The sequence below is a fragment of the Ensifer sp. ZNC0028 genome (assembly GCF_000799055.1).
GTDB lineage: Bacteria > Pseudomonadota > Alphaproteobacteria > Rhizobiales > Rhizobiaceae > Ensifer.
The window spans coordinates 47,443-68,575 of sequence record NZ_JTLA01000110.1 but is presented as its reverse complement, the minus strand read 5'-3'; the positions used below and the strand labels follow the sequence as shown (position 1 = coordinate 68,575).

At 63.6% G+C, this 21,133-nt stretch carries 24 protein-coding genes; 14 read left to right on the top strand and 10 right to left on the bottom strand.

The features are described 5' to 3' along the window. Nucleotide 1: 1 nt before the first annotated feature. Nucleotides 2–283 carry a BolA family transcriptional regulator gene (locus L981_RS25860; RefSeq protein ID WP_043623114.1) on the bottom strand — a complete coding sequence of 94 codons (282 nt, stop codon included), beginning with the start codon at nt 281–283 and terminating at the stop codon, nt 2–4. Nucleotides 284–431: 148 nt separating this feature from the next. On the opposite strand from L981_RS25860, the gene L981_RS25855 reads away from it, so the two are divergent. The 5 genes from L981_RS25855 to L981_RS25835 all read left to right on the top strand — a co-directional run bounded on the left by L981_RS25855 (nt 432) and on the right by L981_RS25835 (nt 6,041). Next, a complete protein-coding gene (locus L981_RS25855; RefSeq protein WP_043623112.1) occupies nt 432–1,067 on the top strand; it encodes a J domain-containing protein in 636 nt (211 codons plus the stop codon). 74 nt (nt 1,068–1,141) lie between these two features. Continuing rightward, nucleotides 1,142–2,137: a cobaltochelatase subunit CobS gene (gene cobS, locus L981_RS25850; protein ID WP_043623109.1), complete on the top strand. Its 996-nt coding sequence runs from the start codon at nt 1,142–1,144 to the stop codon at nt 2,135–2,137. Nucleotides 2,138–2,243: 106 nt separating this feature from the next. Continuing rightward, nucleotides 2,244–4,139, top strand: a complete 1,896-nt coding sequence (cobT, locus tag L981_RS25845; protein ID WP_043623106.1) for a cobaltochelatase subunit CobT — start codon at nt 2,244–2,246, stop codon at nt 4,137–4,139. A 186-nt stretch (nt 4,140–4,325) separates the two neighbouring features. Further along, on the top strand, nt 4,326–5,330 hold the full coding sequence (locus tag L981_RS25840) for an esterase-like activity of phytase family protein (protein WP_043623153.1): 1,005 nt from the start codon (nt 4,326–4,328) through the stop codon (nt 5,328–5,330). 258 nt (nt 5,331–5,588) lie between these two features. After that, the gene (locus L981_RS25835) at nt 5,589–6,041 is read left to right on the top strand and encodes a GNAT family N-acetyltransferase (RefSeq protein WP_043623103.1); all 453 of its coding nucleotides are present in this window, start codon (nt 5,589–5,591) and stop codon (nt 6,039–6,041) included. 103 nt (nt 6,042–6,144) lie between these two features. Here L981_RS25835 and L981_RS25830 read toward each other — a convergent pair whose 3' ends face one another. Together L981_RS25830 and rpmB are read right to left on the bottom strand one after the other, a co-directional pair. Further along, complete coding sequence (locus tag L981_RS25830) at nt 6,145–6,786, bottom strand: queuosine precursor transporter (RefSeq protein WP_043623100.1); 642 nt, start codon at nt 6,784–6,786, stop codon at nt 6,145–6,147. A 171-nt stretch (nt 6,787–6,957) separates the two neighbouring features. Beyond that, nucleotides 6,958–7,248: a 50S ribosomal protein L28 gene (gene rpmB, locus L981_RS25825; RefSeq protein ID WP_034806568.1), complete on the bottom strand. Its 291-nt coding sequence runs from the start codon at nt 7,246–7,248 to the stop codon at nt 6,958–6,960. 391 nt (nt 7,249–7,639) lie between these two features. On the opposite strand from rpmB, the gene L981_RS25820 reads away from it, so the two are divergent. Both L981_RS25820 and L981_RS25815 read left to right on the top strand, forming a co-directional pair. After that, the gene (locus tag L981_RS25820; RefSeq protein ID WP_043623098.1) at nt 7,640–8,416 is read left to right on the top strand and encodes a DUF3108 domain-containing protein; all 777 of its coding nucleotides are present in this window, start codon (nt 7,640–7,642) and stop codon (nt 8,414–8,416) included. Nucleotides 8,417–8,512: 96 nt separating this feature from the next. Then, a complete protein-coding gene (locus L981_RS25815) occupies nt 8,513–9,403 on the top strand; it encodes a DMT family transporter (RefSeq protein ID WP_043623095.1) in 891 nt (296 codons plus the stop codon). Between the two features lie 12 nt (nt 9,404–9,415). On the opposite strand, the gene L981_RS25810 is transcribed toward L981_RS25815, so the two are convergent. After that, a complete protein-coding gene (locus L981_RS25810; RefSeq protein WP_043623092.1) occupies nt 9,416–9,853 on the bottom strand; it encodes a cupin domain-containing protein in 438 nt (145 codons plus the stop codon). Next, complete coding sequence (gene gloB, locus L981_RS25805; RefSeq protein WP_043623089.1) at nt 9,853–10,623, bottom strand: hydroxyacylglutathione hydrolase; 771 nt, start codon at nt 10,621–10,623, stop codon at nt 9,853–9,855. Before gloB ends, L981_RS25810 begins: the two co-directional genes overlap by 1 nt. Nucleotides 10,624–10,704: 81 nt before the next feature. Here gloB and L981_RS25800 point away from each other — a divergent pair, with 81 nt between their 5' ends. From L981_RS25800 to L981_RS25790, 3 genes are all read left to right on the top strand, one after another. After that, nucleotides 10,705–11,469 (top strand): class I SAM-dependent methyltransferase, encoded by a 765-nt coding sequence (locus L981_RS25800; RefSeq protein WP_156134236.1) that lies wholly within the window; start codon nt 10,705–10,707, stop codon nt 11,467–11,469. 144 nt (nt 11,470–11,613) lie between these two features. Further along, nucleotides 11,614–12,720, top strand: coding sequence for a histidinol-phosphate transaminase (hisC, locus tag L981_RS25795; protein ID WP_043623083.1), 1,107 nt, complete (start codon nt 11,614–11,616; stop codon nt 12,718–12,720). Next, nucleotides 12,720–13,643 carry a prephenate/arogenate dehydrogenase family protein gene (locus tag L981_RS25790; protein WP_043623081.1) on the top strand — a complete coding sequence of 308 codons (924 nt, stop codon included), beginning with the start codon at nt 12,720–12,722 and terminating at the stop codon, nt 13,641–13,643. The genes hisC and L981_RS25790 overlap by 1 nt, the downstream gene beginning before the upstream one ends. Before the next feature lie 63 nt (nt 13,644–13,706). Here L981_RS25790 and L981_RS25785 read toward each other — a convergent pair whose 3' ends face one another. Then, nucleotides 13,707–14,717 (bottom strand): DUF2125 domain-containing protein, encoded by a 1,011-nt coding sequence (locus tag L981_RS25785; RefSeq protein ID WP_043623079.1) that lies wholly within the window; start codon nt 14,715–14,717, stop codon nt 13,707–13,709. 201 nt (nt 14,718–14,918) lie between these two features. On the opposite strand from L981_RS25785, the gene L981_RS25780 reads away from it, so the two are divergent. Then, nucleotides 14,919–15,470: a gamma-glutamylcyclotransferase gene (locus tag L981_RS25780; protein WP_052202018.1), complete on the top strand. Its 552-nt coding sequence runs from the start codon at nt 14,919–14,921 to the stop codon at nt 15,468–15,470. 4 nt (nt 15,471–15,474) lie between these two features. Here the strand turns inward: L981_RS25780 and L981_RS25775 are convergent, their stop codons facing one another. The 4 genes from L981_RS25775 to ftsE form a co-directional block, all read right to left on the bottom strand. Beyond that, nucleotides 15,475–16,266, bottom strand: coding sequence for a 1-acyl-sn-glycerol-3-phosphate acyltransferase (locus tag L981_RS25775; protein ID WP_043623076.1), 792 nt, complete (start codon nt 16,264–16,266; stop codon nt 15,475–15,477). A gap of 133 nt (nt 16,267–16,399) precedes the next feature. Further along, nucleotides 16,400–17,098, bottom strand: a complete 699-nt coding sequence (locus L981_RS25770; protein ID WP_043623073.1) for a YdcF family protein — start codon at nt 17,096–17,098, stop codon at nt 16,400–16,402. Nucleotides 17,099–17,195: 97 nt separating this feature from the next. Continuing rightward, a complete protein-coding gene (locus L981_RS25765) occupies nt 17,196–18,218 on the bottom strand; it encodes an ABC transporter permease (protein ID WP_043623071.1) in 1,023 nt (340 codons plus the stop codon). Continuing rightward, nucleotides 18,211–18,870, bottom strand: a complete 660-nt coding sequence (gene ftsE / locus L981_RS25760; RefSeq protein ID WP_043623069.1) for a cell division ATP-binding protein FtsE — start codon at nt 18,868–18,870, stop codon at nt 18,211–18,213. Before ftsE ends, L981_RS25765 begins: the two co-directional genes overlap by 8 nt. A gap of 307 nt (nt 18,871–19,177) precedes the next feature. Here ftsE and L981_RS25755 point away from each other — a divergent pair, with 307 nt between their 5' ends. The 3 genes from L981_RS25755 (at nt 19,178) to L981_RS25745 (ending at nt 21,037) form a co-directional block, all read left to right on the top strand. Beyond that, nucleotides 19,178–19,846, top strand: coding sequence for a hypothetical protein (locus L981_RS25755; RefSeq protein WP_043623149.1), 669 nt, complete (start codon nt 19,178–19,180; stop codon nt 19,844–19,846). 63 nt (nt 19,847–19,909) lie between these two features. Further along, nucleotides 19,910–20,455, top strand: coding sequence for a hypoxanthine phosphoribosyltransferase (gene hpt, locus L981_RS25750; protein WP_034806612.1), 546 nt, complete (start codon nt 19,910–19,912; stop codon nt 20,453–20,455). A gap of 222 nt (nt 20,456–20,677) precedes the next feature. Next, nucleotides 20,678–21,037: a response regulator gene (locus L981_RS25745; protein ID WP_043623067.1), complete on the top strand. Its 360-nt coding sequence runs from the start codon at nt 20,678–20,680 to the stop codon at nt 21,035–21,037. The last annotated feature ends 96 nt before the right edge of the window (nt 21,038–21,133 follow it).

The window sequence follows — 21,133 nt, the reverse complement described above, 5'->3', positions numbered from 1 at the left end:
TCTACCAGCGGGTCGGCTCGCCGGGGGCGGCTGGCTCGACCGCGAGTGCATGCAGACCGGCGTCGAGTTCAGGCTTCAGGAGATCGTTGATGGCGCGGTGGCGGGCGACACGGCTCATGCCTGTAAAGGCGCTAGAAACGATGCGCACGCGCATATGGGACTCGCCGCTGCCATCGAAGCCCGGCTGATGGCCGGCATGCTGATGGCTCTCGTTGATGACCTCGAGCCGTTCAGGGTGGAAGGCCTCGATCAGCTTCTTTTCGATGGTCTCGGTGAGCGACATTCTTCCGTCCCATTTTGCTGTTTGCTTGTCGCCCCCTCGCAGTTCCTAAGAGCCCGGCAATCGCTGGCACGGCGGCGCAAAATGCCCGCACAAAGCCAGCAACATTCCGCTTTGTCAATTCTTGTTGTGACTCCCGCCAAACCCCATAATGAGCGCCATGAGACTCGATTCAAAATACTTCGATCGCATTCGAACCCGGCGCAAGGTCGAGCCGCAGGCGGAGCCGGCGGCTCCCGTCTGTCAGTGGGACGGCTGCGATCAGAAGGGTGTGCACCGGGCGCCTGTCGGCCGCAACGCCGAGGGGCAGTACTTCATGTTCTGCTTCGAGCACGTGAAGGAATACAACAAGGGCTACAACTTCTTCTCCGGCCTCTCCGACGGCGAGGTCGCCCGCTACCAGAAGGAAGCGATAACCGGTCATCGGCCCACCTGGACCGTCGGCGTCAACAAGAACGCCAAGAACGGCCCGACCCAGTCGCAGACGCGGTCCGGCTCCGCCGGCGCCCAGGCGCGCATGCGCGATCCCTTCGGCTTTGTCAGCGAGGCGCGCGCGCGTTCCGGCCGCCCGGAGCCGCGCCAGCGCAAACTGAAGACGCTCGAGGCCAAGGCCTTCGACACGCTCGGCCTGACCGCCTCGGCGACGACCGCCGACATCAAGGCTGCCTACAAGGATCTCGTCAAAAAGCATCACCCCGATGCCAATGGCGGAGATAGAGGGTCGGAAGAGCGTTTTCGCGCGGTTATTCAAGCCTACCAATTGTTAAAACAGGCTGGCTTCTGCTAACAACGCGGATTATTACAGAAGCACTTTTGCAGGCGAATGCGCGGGTGCCGTCCGGTGGCCGCTCTGGAGACATGATGAGCAAGATTGACCTCGACATTTCCAACCTCCCCGACACCACGATTTCCGTCCGGGAGGTTTTCGGCATTGATACGGATTTGCGCGTTCCTGCCTATTCGAAGGGTGACGCCTATGTCCCGGACCTGGATCCGGACTACCTCTTCGACCGCGAAACGACGCTCGCCATTCTCGCAGGCTTCGCCCACAACCGACGCGTGATGGTGTCGGGCTATCACGGCACCGGCAAGTCGACCCATATCGAGCAGGTCGCCGCCCGCCTCAACTGGCCGTGCGTGCGCGTGAACCTCGACAGCCATGTCAGCCGTATCGACCTCGTCGGCAAGGACGCGATCGTCGTCAAGGACGGCATGCAGGTCACCGAGTTCAAGGACGGCATTCTTCCCTGGGCCTACCAGCACAATGTCGCGCTCGTCTTCGACGAATACGATGCCGGCCGCCCGGACGTCATGTTCGTCATCCAGCGCGTGCTGGAATCCTCCGGCCGCCTGACGCTGCTCGACCAGAGCCGTGTCATCCGTCCGCACCCGGCCTTCCGCCTGTTCGCGACCGCCAACACTGTCGGCCTCGGCGACACGACCGGCCTCTATCACGGCACGCAGCAGATCAACCAGGCGCAGATGGACCGCTGGTCGATCGTCACCACGCTGAACTACCTGCCGCACGATAAGGAAGTCGACATCGTCGCCGCCAAGGTCAAGGGCTTCACCGCCGACAAGGGCCGCGAGACCGTCTCCAAGATGGTGCGCGTCGCCGACCTCACGCGCGCTGCCTTCATCAACGGCGATCTGTCGACTGTCATGAGCCCGCGTACGGTCATCACCTGGGCCGAGAACGCCCACATCTTCGGCGATATCGCCTTCGCCTTCCGCGTGACCTTCCTCAACAAGTGCGACGAGCTGGAGCGGGCGCTGGTCGCCGAGCACTACCAGCGCGCCTTCGGCATCGAGCTGAAGGAAAGCGCTGCCAACATCGTGCTCGAAGCCACCGCCTGATCCCGCGGCCTGCTTTTCCCTTGGGAATGAGTAGGCCATGACGCTGTGGCAAATCGGATGACGCCCCGCTGGGGCGTTATCGCCTCTGGCTGAAGAAGGAACTGTCGTGAGCTCGAATTCGAAGGCAAAGCCAACCACGCGCGAGAATGCTGCGGAACCGTTCAAGCGGGCGCTTTCCGGCTGCATCCGATCGATCGCGGGCGATGCCGAGGTGGAAGTCGCCTTCGCCAACGAGCGGCCGGGCATGACCGGCGAACGCATCCGTCTGCCGGAACTTTCCAAGCGCCCGACCCTGCAGGAACTCAGCGTCACGCGTGGCCTCGGCGACAGCATGGCGCTGCGCAAGGCCTGTCATGATGCGCGCATCCACGCGACCATGTCGCCGCAAGGGGCAGACGCCCGCGCGATCTTCGATGCTGTGGAGCAGGCTCGTGTCGAGGCGATCGGTTCGCTGCGCATGGCGGGTGTCGCCAAGAACCTCAACGTCATGCTCGAAGAGAAATACGCCAAGGCGAATTTCGCAACGATCGAGCGTCAGGCCGACGCCCCTCTCGGCGAGGCCGTGGCCCTGCTGGTGCGCGAGAAGCTGACCGGCCAGAAGCCGCCGGCGTCCGCCGGCAAGGTGCTTGACCTCTGGCGCGAGTTCATCGAAGGCAAGGCGTCCGGCGATATCCAGAACCTGTCTTCGACGATCAACGACCAGCAGGCTTTCGCCCGCGTCGTTCGCGACATACTGACCTCGATGGACGTCGCCGAGAAATACGGCGACGATGACAACGAGCCGGACGAGCAGGAAAGCGAGACCGACGAAGACCAGCCGCGCAGCCAGGAGCAGGACGAGAACGCCAGCGACGAGGAAGCCGGCGACGATGCCGCACCCGCCGACGAGAACCAGGCTGCCGAAGAGCAGATGGAAGAAGGCGAGATGGACGGCGCGGAGATCTCCGACGACGATCTCCAGGACGAGGGTGACGAGGACAGCGAAACGCCCGGCGAGGTCAAGCGTCCGAACCAGCCGTTTGCCGACTTCAACGAGAAGGTCGACTACGCCGTCTTTACCCGTGAGTTCGACGAGACCATCGCGTCCGAAGAACTGTGCGACGAAGCCGAACTCGACCGGCTGCGCGCCTTCCTCGACAAGCAGCTTGCCCACTTGCAGGGTGCTGTCGGTCGGCTCGCCAACCGGCTCCAGCGCCGCCTGATGGCGCAGCAGAACCGCTCCTGGGAGTTCGATCTCGAAGAGGGCTACCTCGACAGCGCACGGCTTCAGCGCATCATCATCGACCCGATGCAGCCGCTCTCCTTCAAGCGCGAGAAGGACACTAACTTCCGCGATACGGTGGTGACGCTGCTGATCGACAATTCCGGCTCGATGCGCGGACGCCCGATTACGGTTGCCGCCACCTGCGCCGATATCCTGGCGCGCACGCTCGAGCGGTGCGGCGTCAAGGTCGAGATCCTCGGCTTCACCACCAAAGCCTGGAAGGGCGGGCAGTCACGCGAGAAGTGGCTCGCCGGCGGCAAGCCACAGGCTCCGGGGCGTCTCAACGACCTGCGCCACATCGTCTACAAGTCTGCCGACGCTCCGTGGCGCCGGGCACGCCGCAATCTCGGCCTGATGATGCGGGAAGGCCTGCTCAAGGAAAACATCGACGGCGAGGCGCTGATTTGGGCGCATGAGCGGCTGATGGCGCGGCGCGAGCAGCGCCGCATCCTGATGATGATTTCGGACGGCGCGCCGGTCGACGACTCGACGTTGTCGGTCAATCCCGGGAATTATCTTGAGCGGCACCTGCGCGCGGTCATCGAGCAGATCGAAACGCGCTCGCCGGTGGAGCTTCTGGCGATCGGTATCGGCCACGACGTGACGCGCTACTATCGCCGCGCCGTCACCATCGTTGATGCCGACGAGCTCGCCGGCGCCATGACCGAGCAGTTGGCCGCACTCTTCGAGGATGAAAGCCAGCGCCGCGGTCCCTCGCGTCTTCGCCGCGCCGGGTGATCCTTCCCGCTTGGGGGGGCGGTGGAACATCGCCTCCGAGCTGCCAATCGGCGCCTGCACGAATCGCTGGTGGCCGAAGTCAATTTACGGACATAGTTTTACAGTCTACCAAGCGACAATGCTTGGTGGCGTTGCATGTTCGCACGCCGCTTCATTCCCGATGCTCCCCTGAAGGTAATTTTCTTGATGCTTGGCCGCGGTCTCCTTGCCCTTTTCCTCTTGGCCTCGGCCTGCCCGGCATGGTCCGCTTCCGATAGCGAAGACTTGCCGATCCGCAGCCGTCAGATAAGCAATTTCGAGGTCGGCTCCAGCGCCACCCGGTTCGGCGCCCTGGAGTTTCTCGGCGGCCTGGAGATGACCTCGTCAAATCCTTTGTTCGGCGCCGTCTCCGCGATCCGTTTTCGTCCTGACGGCAGCTCTTTCGTCGCCGTCATGGACACCGGCCACTGGCTGGAAGGGGCCGTGACCCGTGACGAGCAGGGGAGGCTTTCCGGGATCACCAACCTGACCGCCACGCCGATGGCGGATCGCAACGGCGATGTGGGCCTTGCGAAATGGAAGGTGGATTCGGAAGGGCTTGCCCTTCGCGACGGCCAGGCGATCGTCAGCTACGAGCAAGCCCATCGCATCGACATCTATCCGGATCCGGGCTTTGCCGGCTCGAAGCCGATCGGAAGCCTGGCATTGCCGTTCCCGATCAGCGAGCTGCGCAGCAATGCCGGCATCGAAACGATTGCCGTCTCGCCGAAAGACAGCCCGCTCGGCGGCGCGATGATCGCCATTGCCGAGCGCAGTGTCGATAAGGCGGACAATCTTCTGGCAGGCATCCTGGACGGACCGCAACGCGGCGCATTCAGCGTCGTGCGCAAGGATCCCTATGCGGCGACCGATGGCGCCTTCCTGCCGAACGGCGACCTGCTTCTCCTGGAGCGGCGTTTCTCCTTCGGCTCGGGGCTCGGCATGCAGATCCGCCGGATCCCTGGCGACAGGATCAAGCCCGGCGCGGTCGTCGACGGCGACGTCGTCTTCGAGGCCGACATGCGCTACCAGATCGACAACATGGAAGGCCTCGACGTCGTCGTGCGCCCCGACGGCGAAGTGCGGGTCATCGTCGTTTCCGACGACAACCATTCGATCCTCGAGCGCAACCTGATGCTGGAGTTCCGGCTCAACACTGCGCTGACGCAATAGGCTAACGCCTGAAAGGCGCGATCTCCGCCCGATCGTGCGGAGATCCGGTCAAGAACCGGCGAAGGGTCGGGCCGTCTCGCGTGGCTAAGTCGAGGAAAGACCGGCACGATGCTTGACCGCGTCCCGGCGAAGGCCTATTGGCCGATTGTCCGTTGAAGGAGATTTATGCGCAGAGGCTGAAAATTTACCCGCATTTGCGGTTGTTCAAGGCGCCCAACAGGCGTCCCTCTTGACGCATATCTATTGAACGGAAAAACCATGAAAAATATGGATGTGATGATCCGCGCCTACCGGGCTGCGGATATGGAAGAACTGTCGGCCATCTGGTTCGAGGCCTCGATCACGGCGCACGCATTTGTCGGCGAAGCGCGGTTGCGCGAACAGCGCGTATTGATCGAGACCGTCTATCTGCCGAACGCAGAGACATGGGTCGCCACCCGCGGCGGCGAACCGGCCGGGTTCGTCAGCTTGCTCGACGATTTCATCGGCGGGCTGTTCGTGTCGCCGCGACACCAGGGTGCCGGCATCGGCCGCTTGCTGGTTTCGCATGCTCTGCAATTGAAGGGGCAGCTCCGCCTGGAGGTCTACACGGCCAACGCACAGGCCTATGCCTTCTACGAGAAGCTCGGCTTTGAAGAACAGTCCCGGCGGTCGGAAGACGACGAGGGGCTGCCATTCGAAAACGCCCAGATGCTCCTGAGGCAGCGCTAGCAGGCGCGGCGCGGGGAAGGGCGGCTGCCGCTCTTCCCCGCGCCTGGCAATAAATGCCCGGTCACCGCTTGGGCGCAGGCCGAGGCTTGCCGGCAAGCGGCCTTCAGGCCGCCTGCTTATCCGCAGCTGGCATGGGCTTCACGATGCTCATCAACGCGCCATAGGGGAGCAGCATGACGAGGCCGCAGAGGATCTTCACGCTCAGGTCGCCGATCGCCCAGGAGATCCAGCGCGGTGCTTCAGCCGCGAGCACGCCGAGCAGCGGCGCGGTTTCCAGCGCAAAGCTGTCGTTCGGGCCGAAGAACACGAAGAACGGTGCGAACGCAAAGGAGAAGAACATTGCGGTATCGAGCGCCGAGCCGATCAACGAACCTGCCAGCGGCGCATGCCACCAGCTCTGACGGCGGAGCCGATTGAATACCGAGATGTCCAGCAGCTGACCGAACAGGAAGGCCGAGCCTGAGGCGATCGCGATGCGCGGCGTGGCGGCGACGAAGGAGAGCAGGATGGCGACGATAAAGCCTGCGACCACCACGCGGCGGGCAATGCGCGGCCCGAACTGGCGGTTGGTAAGGTCGGTCACCAGGAAGGCGAAGGGGTAGCTGAAGGCGCCCCAGGTCAGGAGATCGCCGAGCTGCATGCCGGCAATCGAGCCCGGCAGCGGAAACTGAACGAGGATGTTCGAGGCGACGACCACGAGGGTCATCAGCGCGACATAGACGAAGAACGTGCGGTTGATCAGCATTTTTTTATCCTGGGGTATGCCACCAGCTAGAGGGATGGAAGCAGGGTAGTGCACCCGGCCGATGAAGGCAAAAGCGCGTATCGGTTAAGAAACGCGCGCACGAGAAAAAGGCTTGCCGGATGAACCCGCAAGCCTTTTAAACGCGTGTCAAAGACGGTGCGCTGGCGCCGATTAGGCGGCTTCAGCAACCTTCTTGACGATCTGGCGACGCAGCAGGCGAGCGCGCATGCTCAGCTCGTTCTCGTCCGACTTCAGCAGGAAGGCGTCGAGGCCGCCACGGTGTTCAACCGAGCGGAGAGCTGCTGCGGAAACGCGCAGGCGGTAGCGCTGACCGAGAGCATCGGAAATCAGCGTGACGTTGCACAGGTTCGGGAGGAACCGGCGCTTGGTCTTGTTGTTGGCGTGGCTTACATTGTTGCCCGACTGGACGCCCTTGCCGGTCAATTCGCAACTACGGGACATAGTACACCTATTCTCTTTTATCGCCGGCGGACAATGCGGTAGCGGGCCCAGAGCCCAGGCCGCGTTCCTATTGGCCATTATTGGAAAGTCGCGGTTCTATAGTCAGAGACGGCTCGTCCGTCAAGCCAAACCTCTTGCATTCTCGGAAAACCGCGGATTTTCCCGGCAGTTCTTCACATCCGAAGCGCTGTCTGGGTAAGAATAATGCCTCACGAGACCCATTCCAAGCGGTTTTGCTATGCGCTATTTCTTAATCGAGGACACATGACGGTTTGGTTCCGTGATCGGACCGACCGCGTAGCCGGCGGCAGCGAAATGGGCGCAGAAAAGCCGTAAACACCCTGCATTTCAGGGTATTGCGGCAATATTCAAGTGATGGATTTCTTCAGGCATGAAGTTGCGAAATGGTTTTCGCGGGGCAATGCTGCTTTCCGCGGTCATGTTTTCCACAGCATCATCGGCCGCCGATGTCGAACATCTGACGGATTACAGCATCTCGCTGGCCGGTCTGCCGGTGGCGCGCGCCTCATTCCACACCGAGGTTCAGAAGAATCGCTACACGATATCGGGGACGCTGAAATCGGCGGGCCTGCTCGATATCCTCAGCCGCACGTCGGGCCAGACGCAGGTTTCCGGCGTCGTCGACAGGGATTACCTGCGCGCCTCGCAGTATTCGATGTCCTATCGCAGCGGTTCCAAGAGCCGGGCGATCAGCGTTACCTACCGCAACGGCAATGTCGTGCATGCGAGCATGACGCCGAAGCGCACGCCTTTGCCGAAGAACTGGGTGCCGGTCACCTCGCGCGACATGCGCAACGTGCTCGACCCGCTTTCGGGCCTGATCATTCCCGCGGAGGCGCGCGTCTGCCCCAACACGCTGCCGATCTTCGACGGCGAGTCGCGGCTCGACATCAAGCTTTCGCCGAAGGGCACCAGGCCCTTCAAGACGAAGGGATTCGAGGGCGAGGTGATCGTCTGCGGCATCCGCTTCGTGCCGAAGGCGGGCTACAAGAAGGGCCGTGAGGACGTCGAGTATCTGCGGCGTCTGCAGACGATGGAGATCTGGTTCGCCAAGGCGCCGACCGTGAACGTCTATGCTCCCGTCTATGTCCGCATCCCCACCAAGCTCGGACCGGTCACGGTCTCGGCGACGCGATTTGGTGGTTGACGCGCGATCGCGTGCAACTAAAAGGTTAAATACCAGAAAGCACCGTGATTTTGACGGCGCAGGTTTCCGTTAGAGAAATTGCGCCAGGGGACGACTATGAAACTCAAGGCAACTCTGATCGGTTTTTCGGCCATCCTGATGTGGTCGCTGCTCGCGCTGTTCACGGCCGCATCGGGCAAAATGCCGCCGTTCCAGCTTTCGGCGATCTGTTTCCTGATCGGCAGTCTGCCCGGCCTTGCGGTGCTGGTGGCCAAACCGGAGCGCCTGGCGCTGCTCAAGCAGCCGGCGAAGGTCTGGATCACCGGCATTGCCGGCCTGTTCGGCTATCACTTCCTCTACTTCACGGCGCTGCGCAATGCACCGGCGGTGGAGGCGGGTCTGATCGCCTATCTCTGGCCGCTCCTGATCGTCGTCGGTTCGGCACTGCTGCCGGGTGAGCGGCTGCGCTGGTACCATATCGCCGGCGCGCTGGCGGGCCTTGCCGGCACGATCCTGATCGTCGCGCGCAATGGCGTCGCCTTCGACGATGCCTATCTCATCGGCTATGGCGCGGCCTTCCTCTGCGCCTTTACCTGGTCCGGCTATTCGCTGATCACCCGCCGCTTCGAGGCGGTCTCCACCGATGTGGTCACCGGTTTTTGCCTTGCGACCTCGATCCTGTCCTTCGTCTGCCACCTGGCGCTCGAAACGACGGTCTGGCCGGAAACGACCTTCGAATGGCTGGCGGTCGCCGGCCTCGGCCTCCTGCCGGTCGGGGCGGCCTTCTATGCCTGGGACTTCGGGGTGAAGAACGGCAAAATCCAGCTTCTCGGCGTTTCGAGCTATGCGGCACCGGTGCTCTCGACGCTGATCCTGATCCTCTTCGGCTTTGCCGAGCCGTCCTGGCGTATTGCGCTCGCCTGCCTGTTCGTCACCGGCGGCGCGGTGCTCGCCGCCCAGGATCTGATCTTGCGCAAGAATGCCGCGGCCACCCAGCCGGCGGAGTAGTCCCGAAGATCGCTATCGGGTTGGCGGCTGCCAGCCGGGGGCTGCCATCTCGAAGGCGGCAAAATCGAAGCCCGGCGCGACCGTGCAGCCGACCAGCGTCCAATCACCTACCGACGCGGCGGACTGCCACCAGTTGGCCGGCACCACGCCCTGCGGCCGCTCGCCCTCCCGGATATCAGGCCCAAGCCGCAACGTCTCGGCGGGCTTTCCGTCCTCCGCGATGCTGAGTTCGAGCGGCGCACCGGCGTGGTAGTGCCAGATCTCGACGGCGTCGCGGACGCGGTGCCAGTGTGAACGGTCGCCACGCTCAAGCAGATAATAGATCGCCGTCGAATGGCCCCGCGGGCCGCCGGCCGTATCGCGGAAGGTCTCGATGTACCAGCCGCCCTCCGGATGGCGCGCAAGGCCGAGCGCCGCGATGACCTCTGCCGCCGTCTGCGCCGCAGCCATCAGAAATTATCCTTCCGCTTGCGGATTTCCGCAAAGACCGCGGCATCGTCGGCATCTCGCATGCCGAGATGGGCGCGAATGCCGGGGTCGCTAGCGCGCAGGAACGGGTTCGTGCGTTTTTCCAGGCCGATCGTCGTCGGTGCGGTGAAGCCGCCGTCGCAGCGGATTTCCTCGATCTCGGCAGCGCGCGCCTTGAGTTCGGCATTCTCAGGGTCGACCGTGACCGCGAAGCGGGCATTGGAGAGCGTGTATTCGTGTCCGAAATAGACGGTCGTGTCGTCCGGCAACGCCATCAGCCGGCTGAGAGACTGCCACATGGTCGCCGGCGTCCCCTCGAACAGCCGACCGCAGCCGAGCGCAAACAGCGTGTCGGCGGCAAAGAGAAGCTTGTCCTCTGGGAAATGGAAACAGATATGGCCGGCCGTATGGCCCGGCGTCTCGATCGCCTCGATGGCGCGGCCTGCAAAGTCGAAGCGTTCGCCATGACGCACAGTCTTGTCGAGGCCCGGAATTTTTGCGGCCTCGTTTAACGGACCCACGATGGTTGCGCCGAAGCGGGCTTTCAACGCGTCATTGGCCGCGACGTGGTCTCCGTGATGATGCGTCGTGAGGATATGGGTGAGCGTCCAGCCACGGCGTTCCAGCGCCTCCAGGATCGGCGCTTCCTCGGGCGCATCGATCGAGGCGGTCAGGCCGCTTTCGGGGTCGTGGATCAGCACGCCGAAATTGTCGGTGCGGCAGAGGAAAAGATCGAGTTCGAGCGCGGCCATGGCAGGTCCTCCGGTCAAGAGAGGGGAGATGCTGCCGAATGTAGCGAGCCTTACCTTGAAGTCTACCGCTTCGAAGCTAACATGTTGCGAATGCATACCGATATTGTCGACCTTCGCGAATTCTATCACTCCGAGCTTGGCCGGATGGCGGAGCAATCCGTCACCATGGCGCTTTCGTCCGTCTGGGCGCGCCTGCCGGACGAGCGGCTGGTCGGCCTCGGTTATGCCGTTCCCTATCTCGAACGGTTCCGCAAGGACACGGAGCGCACCTTCGCCTTCATGCCCGCGGGTCAAGGTGCGGTGAACTGGCCGGTTGCCGAGCTTTCCTCGACGGCGCTGGTGTTCGACGAGGAGTTGCCGCTGCCGGACGCGTCGATCGACCGGGTGCTGATGGTGCATTCGCTGGAATTCGCCGAAAGTCCGCGCGAGACGATGAAGGAGATCTGGCGGGTGCTGGCGCCGGGCGGGCGGCTTGTGATCGTCGTGCCCAACCGGCGCGGCGTCTGGGCGCGCATGGAGCATACGCCCTTCGGTTCGGGCCGGCCCTATTCCCGTGGGCAACTGACGGCGCTCTTGCGCGAGACCAATTTCACGCCGGGCGCGACGGCGGACGCGCTGTTCTTCCCGCCATCGAAGCTCAGGGCGATCCTGCGGCTGCGGCGGGGCTTCGAGCGGCTCGGCCGCTGGCTCTGGCCGGTCTTTTCCGGCGTCATCGTCGTCGAGGCGCAGAAGCGGCTTTACCAGGGGCTGCCGGTCGCAGCCCGCGCGTCCCGCCGCGTCTTCGTGCCGGTGCTGGCGCCGCAGGGCGTGCCGAGCACGCGCGAACAGTCACGCCTCACCCGATAAGGCTTACGTCCAGGCGGCGGACCCTCGACAAAAGCCGCTTGCGCCGGTAATGGCTTGACCTCTTTTCCTGCCATAGCGCCCCGCGCCTCCCAAGGCGCACCAAAGGCCGCTGTGGCACCCTGATGGCCATAGAAAGCTGACCCGATGAGCCTTGCTTCGAAGAGCCCTGAGCCGCGTTCCGGCATCCTCGATATCGACGCCTATGTACCGGGCAAGGAGCATGCGCCGGGTGTCGCCAAGGTGCATAAGCTGTCGTCGAACGAGACGCCGCTCGGTGCCAGCCCGAAGGCGATCGAAGCCTTCCAGGCGGCGGCCTTCAATCTGGAGCGTTATCCGGATGGCCAGGCCAAGGCGCTGCGTGAAGCGATCGGCGCGGTTCACGGGCTCAACCCGGCAAACATCATGTGCGGCAACGGTTCCGACGAATTGCTCGCTCTTGTCTGCCGCACCTATCTTGGTCCCGGTGACGAGGGCATCATCACGGAGCACGGGTTCCTGGTCTACAAGATCGAGATCCTGGCGTCGGGCGCGACGCCCGTGACCGTCAAGGAAAGGGATGCGCGCGTCGACGTCGATGCCATTCTGGCGGCCGTGACCGAGCGGACCAAGATGGTCTTTCTCGCCAATCCCGCCAATCCGACCGGCACCTATATCCCCGTCGACGAAGTGCGCCGGCTGCATGCGGGCCTGCCGGATGGCGTGCTCCTGGTTCTCGATGCGGCCTATGCCGAATATGTGCGCCGCAACGACTACGCCGCCGGGCTTGAGCTGGTTTCGGCCAGCCGCAATGTGGTGATGACCCGCACCTTCTCGAAGATCTATGGTCTCGCGGGCCTCAGGATCGGCTGGATGTATGCGCCGGCGGAGGTGATCGACGCCGTCAACCGGGTCCGGGGCCCCTTCAATCTCAGCGCGCCCTCCATCGCGGCGGGTGCTGCGGCGATCCGTGACCAGGCCTTTGTCGCAACGGCGGTCGATCACAACCTCACCTGGCTTGCCCGCGTTGCCGAAGCGCTCGCCGCGATCGGTCTTCGCATCACGCCCTCGGTCACGAATTTCGTGCTGATCCATTTCCCCGACGAGCCCGGCAAGCGCGCGGAGGAGGCCGACGCGTTCCTCACCCACCGCGGCTTTATCCTGAGGGCGGTCCGCAGCTACGGCTTTCCCAATGCCTTGCGCATGACCATCGGCTCTGAAGAAGCCAACGAAGGCGTCATCGCGGCGCTGACCGAATTCATGGGACGGAAATAATGGCTCAGCAGTTTGAAACGATCGCCCTTATCGGCATTGGTCTCATCGGTTCGTCGATCGCGCGCGAAATCCGCGAGAAGCAGCTTGCCGGCACGCTCGTCGTCTCGACGCGCAGCGAGGCGACGCTGAAGCGGACGCAGGAACTCGGGCTCGGCGATCGCTATACGCTGTCGGCCGCCGACGCCGTTCGCGATGCGGACCTCGTCATCGTCTCGGTCCCGGTCGGCGCGTCCGGCGCGGTTGCCGCCGAGATCGCAGCGCATCTGAAGCCGGGCGCCATCGTTACCGACGTCGGCTCGACCAAGGGCTCTGTGATCGCGCAGATGGCGCCGCATTTGCCCGAGAATGTGCATTTCGTGCCGGGGCACCCGATCGCCGGTACCGAGCATTCCGGCCCGGATGCGGGCTTCGTCGGGCTCTTCCGCGGCCGCTGGTGCATCCTGACGCCGCCGGAAGGCGCTGACGGCGAAGCGGTGGCGCGGCTCAGGCTTTTCTGGGAGACGCTCGGCTCGATGGTCGAGGAGATGGACGCCGAACACCACGACAAGGTGCTGGCGATCGTTTCGCACTTGCCGCACATCATCGCCTACAACATCGTCGGCACGGCCGACGATCTGGAGACGGTGACCGAGTCCGAAGTGATCAAGTACTCGGCATCCGGCTTCCGCGATTTTACCCGTCTGGCCGCCTCCGATCCGACCATGTGGCGCGACGTCTGCCTGCACAACAAGGATGCGATCCTGGAGATGCTGGCGCGGTTTTCGGAAGACCTTGCCTATCTGCAGCGGGCCATCCGCTGGGGCGACGGCGACAAGCTGTTCGATCTCTTTACCCGCACCCGGGCCATTCGCCGTTCGATCATCCAGGCAGGCCAGGACACGGCGATGCCGGACTTCGGCCGCCATGCGATGGACCAGAAATAGCCGTGAGCAGGCCGGGGAAGACCGTGGAGCGGTCTTCCTTCCTGTGCGGTTTATACCCGTGGCCTAGAGAGTCGGCAGGACGCCGATCGGGATGAAGGCGAGGAACGCCGTGCCGTCGCGCACGTTGAGCTTCACGGTCGCCTCGTTCTTGCCGTTGGCGAGCGCCTTCAGCATGTTTGCGGTGTTGTCGACGAGATTGGCGTCATCCGGGATCAGGGTGACCAGATTGGCGCGCCAGGCTTCGATGTTGGTCATCGTCAGCGAGAACTCGCCGGAAATCAGCCCCTGATCGTTGACCGAGAACGGCCCGGAAAGCTTGGCGTTCATGCCGGAGCCGAGGTCGAGGGTAAGCTGGCGCAGTTCGCCCTTGCTGCCGCGAAACATCTCAGGCGTCGGCGGTGCCGTCATCCATCCCGCCCGGTCGGTGAAGGTGAGGTCGGCGGCGACGGTCGCCGGCGGTGCGAGGCTCGGGCCCTCTTCTGGCCGAACGTCGAGCTTGTCGACGCTCAAGGCGGCGTCGAGGTCCGCGCCGTTCTGGCGCAGGTGCACTTCGCCGTGGCTGGCGCCGAAGCCGAGGCCGTCGCCCGAGAGCGGAAGGCGCACGCGGCCGGTGAGGTTGTCATAGGTGAGCGACGTTTGGTCGACACCGGACAGGGTCGCACGCACGCTCGCATGCAGCAGCGTCCAGTCGGCAAACACGTTGAGGCCAGGGGAAGCCCGGATCTCGGCCGGGCCGTCGAGTTCGATCACCGCATGGCCGGGCTGGTAGACCTGGGCGGCGGTCCTGAGCGCTCCGAAGGAGGCAGAGGTGCCGTTGCGGGTGTCGTCGAGATGCACCTTGTCGCAGAAGAGGCCGATGCGGAACGGGAAGCCACGCACGTCCATGTTGGTGCATTCGCCGCCGAGGCCGGCCGCCTGTCCTTCGGCGAGGCGGGTCGTTAGCCGCTTCTCGATCTGGTCGGCGGCAAAGAACCAGCCGGCCGAATAAACGCCGGTGACAAGCACGATGCCTGCCATGAGCCAGCGGAATTTCCGGCTGACCGGCGATGGGTTGGAGACTGCGGTGGCCGACATGGGCGCGGGTACCTCACTCAAAACAGGATGGAGGCTGCCTTTCGGGTGGCGCCGTCGATCCGCAAAACTATTCTTTCCTTCGGCCGCAGGAGGACGAGCTTGTCTCTTTCGTGCCGGGATGCTGTGCCGTAGAAACCGAAATGGCTCACCGTCCCACGCGACCGATCGTGATTCGGCAGTGAGAACAGCAGCGCGGGTTGAATGACAGTGGATATGGACGAATTTTGGGTCTTTGGCTACGGCTCGCTGATGTGGAACCCGGGCTTTGCGTTCGAGGAGAAGCTGACGGCGCGCGCCTTCGGATTTCGCCGCTCGCTCTGCGTGCGTTCCTGGGTTCACCGCGGCACTGAGCAGCGGCCGGGGCTGGTGCTCGGGCTCGACCGTGGCGGCTCCTGCATCGGGACGGCGTTTCGCGTCCAACGCGGACAGCAGGCCGGTGTCGTCGACTATCTGCGCGAGCGCGAACTGGTGACCCACGTCTACAAGGAGCGCACCATGCCGGTGCTGCTTGCCGACGGCCGCCGCGTGCCGGCGCTCGCTTATGTCATCGATCGCGGCCATGTCCAGTACGCGGGCGCGCTGACGACTGCGGAGGCGGCCGGCATCGTCTCGGTTTCGACCGGAAAATCCGGGCCGAACAGCGAATACGTGTTCAACACGCTCGCCCATCTCAAGGAAATGGGCATCCGCGATCATTGGCTGGAAGAGGTGGTCGGATTGCTGCGGCAGGCGCCGCATCCGGCAGGGCCCTGAAGGATCAGGCCCGGCCTTCGGCCTTCAGTTCCTTCATCCGCTGCTCGGCGGTCGGCGGCAGCGGTACGTGCGGATTGGCCTTCACCGTTTCCACGAGCAGTTCGTCACTGGCCTTTTCCGTTACCTCGACAAGCTTCTTGAGGAAAGCGTCAGGGTCCATGCCGGCCTCGACCGGCGGCAGGATGCGGACCTTGAAGTGGCCGGGGAAGCGCAGGAACTTGCGGCGCGGCCAGAACAGGCCCGGATGCATGGCGACCGGCACGACCGGCACGTTCAGGTCGCGGTAGAGGCGGGCGATGCCGTACTTGTATTCCGGCGGCGCGCCCGGCGGACGACGGGTGCCTTCCGGGTAGATGATGAGCTCGCGGCCCGTCGCCATTTCCTGCTTGGTGCGATCCATGACGCTTGTCATCGCCTTGCCGCGCGCCGCGCGGTTCACCGGCACCATGCGCTGCTTTAGGATGTACCAGCCGAAGAGCGGGATCCAGGTCAGTTCGCGCTTCAGGATGTAGAAGGGGTCGTTCAGCCACGGCAGCAGCGCGTAGGCGTCCCAGAAGGACTGGTGCTTGGGCGCGAAGATGTAGGGGCCGTTCGGAATGTTCTCCAGGCCTTCGATCTCGAAGGTCGTGCCGACCATCTTTTCTAGGAGCCAATGGTTGCTGCGCACCCAGTTCTTCGGCACGAACCACGCCTTCTTGCGCGGCAGCAGGAAGTAGATCGGGGTCAGCACGATCATCTGCACGATCAGATTGGCGTAGAACACCACGTTGAAAAGGATCGAACGCAAGACGATCATCAGGCACGCTCTCGTAGGCGAGGTCTCAAGGGCACCGGCGTCGTTGAGCCGGTTGATCGCTGCCTACACGATTAAGTGCCGAAGGAAAACTGCTCTGTTTCACTTTGCAGCGGGGAAGGGCGTTCCTGCCGGCCTATTCTTCGGCGGGTGTCGCGCGCGAGGCATCGGTGCGCAGGCCGCTGGTCGGGCGGGCGCCGGCGAGGTCGCGTATCGACGCCACCGTATACTTGCCGAATTCCAGAAGGATCGACTTCAGCACCATCGGATTGCGCAGCCAGTTTGTCGTCTTCAGATCGGAGTTGACGACCGGGTAGGGGATGAACTCCGTTTCCGGCCGGGCGCGGCGAAGCTCCAGCAGGCTTCGCGGCATGTGATAATTGTTGGTGACGACAAGCACGGTCGCGTAGCCACGATCGCGGATCCACTGCGCCGCTTCGGTCGCATTGCCGATGGTGTCGATCGCCTCATGGCCGATGTCGACGCAGCACTTGAAAAGATCGGCCGAACTCTGGGTGTTGCGGCGGATCTGGCTGCCTGTCGTCGTCGGGTGAACCCCCGAGATCAGCAGGCGCTTGCCGGCGCCGCCTTTCAAAAGATCGACCGCCTGGTCGATCCGCTGGAAGCCGCCGGTGAGGACCACGATCGCATCGGCCTTGGGATGGCCGGGCGGCTGCAGCGACGCCACCGTGTCGGCAAAATTCAGGAAGGCGGCGATCAGGATTGCCAGCGGCAGGAGCAGGACGAAGAAGGTTCGGCGGAGAATTTTGCGCAGGAGACTGCGGGACCGCCGGCGATCGTCGGCTTTCCCGTGCCATTTGTCTCCTCCGGCCATTCCGTTCCCGCGTAGTTCTCGCGCCATCATGATTCTCTTCACATAGCCGCAGATTGCGGCAAGGAATAGATCGAGTGGCGGCGAAACATCAGGCGGCTCAGCTTTGGTAAAGGTCGGTACGGCCGGGGTCCGAGCGGATGAGGTCGATTTCGTAGATCGTGCGGGTCACCGTCAGCCGCGCCGTAACCGTCGTCAGGATGGCGATGACGACGATGATCGCGGCGATGCCGAGATAGCCGCCGTAGCCGATGGTGAATGTTCCGAAGAGGGCGGTGGCCTGATCCGTCTCGGGGGTCGCCAGGGTCCGCGACTGCCAGAACCCCGCCAGCGCAAAGAAAAGTGCCGCGAGCAGGCCGCCGGCGCCGGCGCCCTTGAGGCTGATCCTCAAGAAATGTTTCTGGAATTCCGACGCGACGAAGCCGGCTTCGGCACCGACGAAATGCAGCACCTCGACAATGTGACGATTGCCTGACAGCGCGCCGCGCGTGGCGAAGACCACCGTCAGCACCATGGCGGAGAAGACCAGCGTCAAGACGCCGGTGCCGATCATCGCCGTGGTGTTGGCCATTGCGACCAGCCGGTCGACCCAGGTGCGGTGGTCGTCGAGGAAGGCCTGCGGGATGATTTCGGTCAGCGCCTTGCGCATGGCCGCAAAGTCGGGCGGGTTGTTTTCGTCGATGGTGATGATGACGAGGCGCGGGACGGGCAACTCGTCGAGATCGAGGCCCTCGCCGAGCCAGGGTTCGAGCAGGCGGGCGGTTGCGGCCCGGTCGACGATCTTGCCGTCCGTCGTGCCGCTGAAGGTCAGCGCCAGGTCGCGCGCATCCGCGAGCGCCTTTTCCATGTCGAGGCTGTCGTCGGGCTTGATCTGGATGGTGATCTCGCGGGAGATCTGCGATTGCCAGCTCTGGGCCGTGGCTCGCACCATGCTGACGCCGCCGAGCGTGAGGCAGGCGAGGAACGACATGATGGCGATGACGCACATCAGCGCATTGCCGGACACATTGCTCGACGGCACGATCGGGCCGGTCGGGCGCACGCGCATTTCGGTCCGGCGCTGTTGCGCCTCCGGTGCCTGTTCGGGCACGTCCTTCTGGCGTTCCGTGCGGCTGTCACTCATAGATGTCGAGCCGCCCTTGCGAAAGGATCATGCGCCGCGCCTCCACCTGGTCCATCAGCGACAGATCGTGGGTGGCGATGACGACCGCCGTGCCGAGCCGGTTGAGTTCGAGGAAGAGATTGAGCAGGCGCCTTGCCATCGGCGGATCGACGTTGCCGGTCGGCTCGTCGGCAAGCAGGATCTCCGGCCGGTCGATCAGTGCCCGGGCGATGGCCGCACGCTGTTTTTCGCCACCGGAAAGCACCGGCGGCAGCACGTTGATGCGTTCGCCAAGGCCCACCCATTTCAAGAGTTCTATCACGTCGGCCCGGTAGCTCGCCTCTTCCTTGCCACGCACGCGCAAAGGCAACGCAACATTCTCGTAGGTCGTCAGATGTTCGAGCAGGCGGAAGTCCTGGAAGACGATGCCGACGCGCCGGCGCAGCATCGGGAATTCCTCCCGCGGGATCGACGAAATGTTGCGGTCGAACATCCGGATCAGGCCGCGTGTCGGCTGCAGCGAGAGGAAAAGAAGCCGCAGCAGTGTCGTCTTGCCGGCGCCCGAGGGCCCCGTCAGGAACTGAAACGAACGGCGTGGAATGTCGAAGGTCAGGTCCCGGAGGATTTCCGGTCCCATGCCATAGCGCAGTCCGACGTTCTCAAAGTGAATCAAGCGGCAGCCCAGTCTCTCTTACGGCCCTGCAACCGATGGCCGGTTCCGGTCCTCCGCGCATAGGACGACCAGCCAGGAAAGGCAAAACCGCCAGCGGAATCATGGTTAAGTGACGGTTAATTTTTCATGAAAACGCGCCGCTTTCGCGACGTCTTTCCGAAACATTAACCATTCCGGTTTACGTGTCGGAAAGATTTGATGCAATGCCTAGTTCTTGCACCGCAAGGGGCTCGCCATTGCCCGAGGGTTTCGCAGACAAGCCGGCCGCCTGCGGCCGTGTTCTCTTGCGGGACAGGAGGAAATGATCATGCAGGCATTCCGGACCAAGTCCGCCAGCAGCAGCGCCTATACCGACTTCCTGCCGCCGGAGCGCGGCGGACGCGACGGGGCTACAGCGCCGCGGCGCGCCGACGTCGTCGATGCGGAATTCGAGGTGATCTCCGCCTCGTCGCGTCGCACGCCCTATCCGGTGTTCAACGACAATGCGAAGACCGGCAACCGGCGGCGGCCGACGCTGACGGTCGTGGAGCAGGAGCCGTCGCTCGGCGGCCGATTGCTTGGTCTTGCCGAAACGCGGCTTCGCGACATGCCGGCACGCCGCTTTGCCGGGATGGTCGCGGGGGTTGCGCTTGCATCCTTCCTGGCGATCGTCGGTTTTGCCGGCGACGGGCAGGCCGACGTCCAGCCGTTGGCGATTTCCGGCATCAAGAGCGGGCTCGACTATTCCGGTGGCATGCGCGTGCTGTCCGTCTATGGCTCGATCGACAATCGCTCCGATGTCGAGCAGCGTTTGCCGCAGGTCGTGGTGGAGATCACCGCCAACGGCCGCAAGGTCACGACGACGCGGGTGATGCCCGAGGGGGCTGCCATCGCGCCCGGTGAGAGCCGTCATTTCATGACGAGACTGCCCTATGCAGGTGGAAAAATGCCGGAAGTCGCGGTTTCCTTCGCCGAAAACGGTGTTTCGGCCCGCTGATTGTGCTAAGCGGCGGCAACGGGAAGGCCGAGGTCTTCCGCATGAAACGCTGGAGAAGCCCTGATGCCCGTTGTTCGCGGTAAGAATATCGAACCTCTCTATACGGCTGAAACGATCGCTGCCCGCAACAGCGAGCTTGCCGGAATGATCGTCAACGGCCCGCACAAGGATCTGCTGGTGATCGCCGTGCTCAAGGGATCGTTCATCTTCGCGGCCGATCTGATCCGCTCGATGCATACGGCTGGTCTTGCTCCGGAAGTCGAGTTCATCACGCTGTCGAGCTACGGCACCGGCACCGTTTCGCAGGGCGTCAAGATCACCAAGGACATCGACAGCGACGTGCACGGGCGTGACGTTCTGCTGATCGACGACATTCTGGAATCCGGCCGCACGCTGCGTTTCGCCAAGGAGCTGATGTACGAGCGCGGCGCCCGCAACGTGACGATCGCGGTGCTGCTCGACAAGCGGGTCAAGCGCAAGGTCGAGCTCGAGGCGGATTATGTCGGCTTCGAATGCCCCGATCACTTCGTCGTCGGCTATGGCATGGACGTCGCCTATGCCTTCCGCGAGCTGCCGTTTGTCGGCGTTGTCACCGGCGACGCCGAGTAAACGTCCCGTTTTGGGGCATGCGCCCTGAAATCCAGTCGTTCGGCGTTTACCGAACACAAACGAAAAACTGGTTGTTTTGGTGCGTGCCGCAGTGATTCTCGACGAGGATCGGCGGCGCTGCAGCGCCAGTGTGTCTCCCGATGATCCACGCTCGCTGTACCTTTGGATCAGGTGCGGGTGCCGGCGTGAACGCCGGACTCGGAAGCGAACGCGGAGGCCATGATGGCGAAGATCCTGATTACCGAGGACGAGGATGCATTGCGTTCCTTCGTCGCGCGGGCCCTGAGGCTCGACGGCCACGAGACGGTCGAAGCGGGCGATGGGGCCGATGGCCTTGCCTGCCTGGAGGCCCAGGCCTTCGACCTTCTGCTTTCCGATATCCGCATGCCCGTGATGGATGGCATCGAGCTGACGCACCAGGCGTCGGCCGCCTTTCCGGCCATGAAGATCCTGCTGATGACCGGCTATGCCGAGCAGCGCGAGCGGGCTGACGATCTCACCGACAAGATCGTCGACGTCATCTCCAAGCCCTTTTCCCTTCCCGATATCCGCAAGGCAGTCGCCCTGGCGCTGGCCGCCTGACGGGCAGATCCACCGACCTGCATTACAGCAACAAGACCGCCACCCGCCGCAGCGATTTCGATGCGACGGGTGGCGTTGTCATGTTCTGCCGAGATG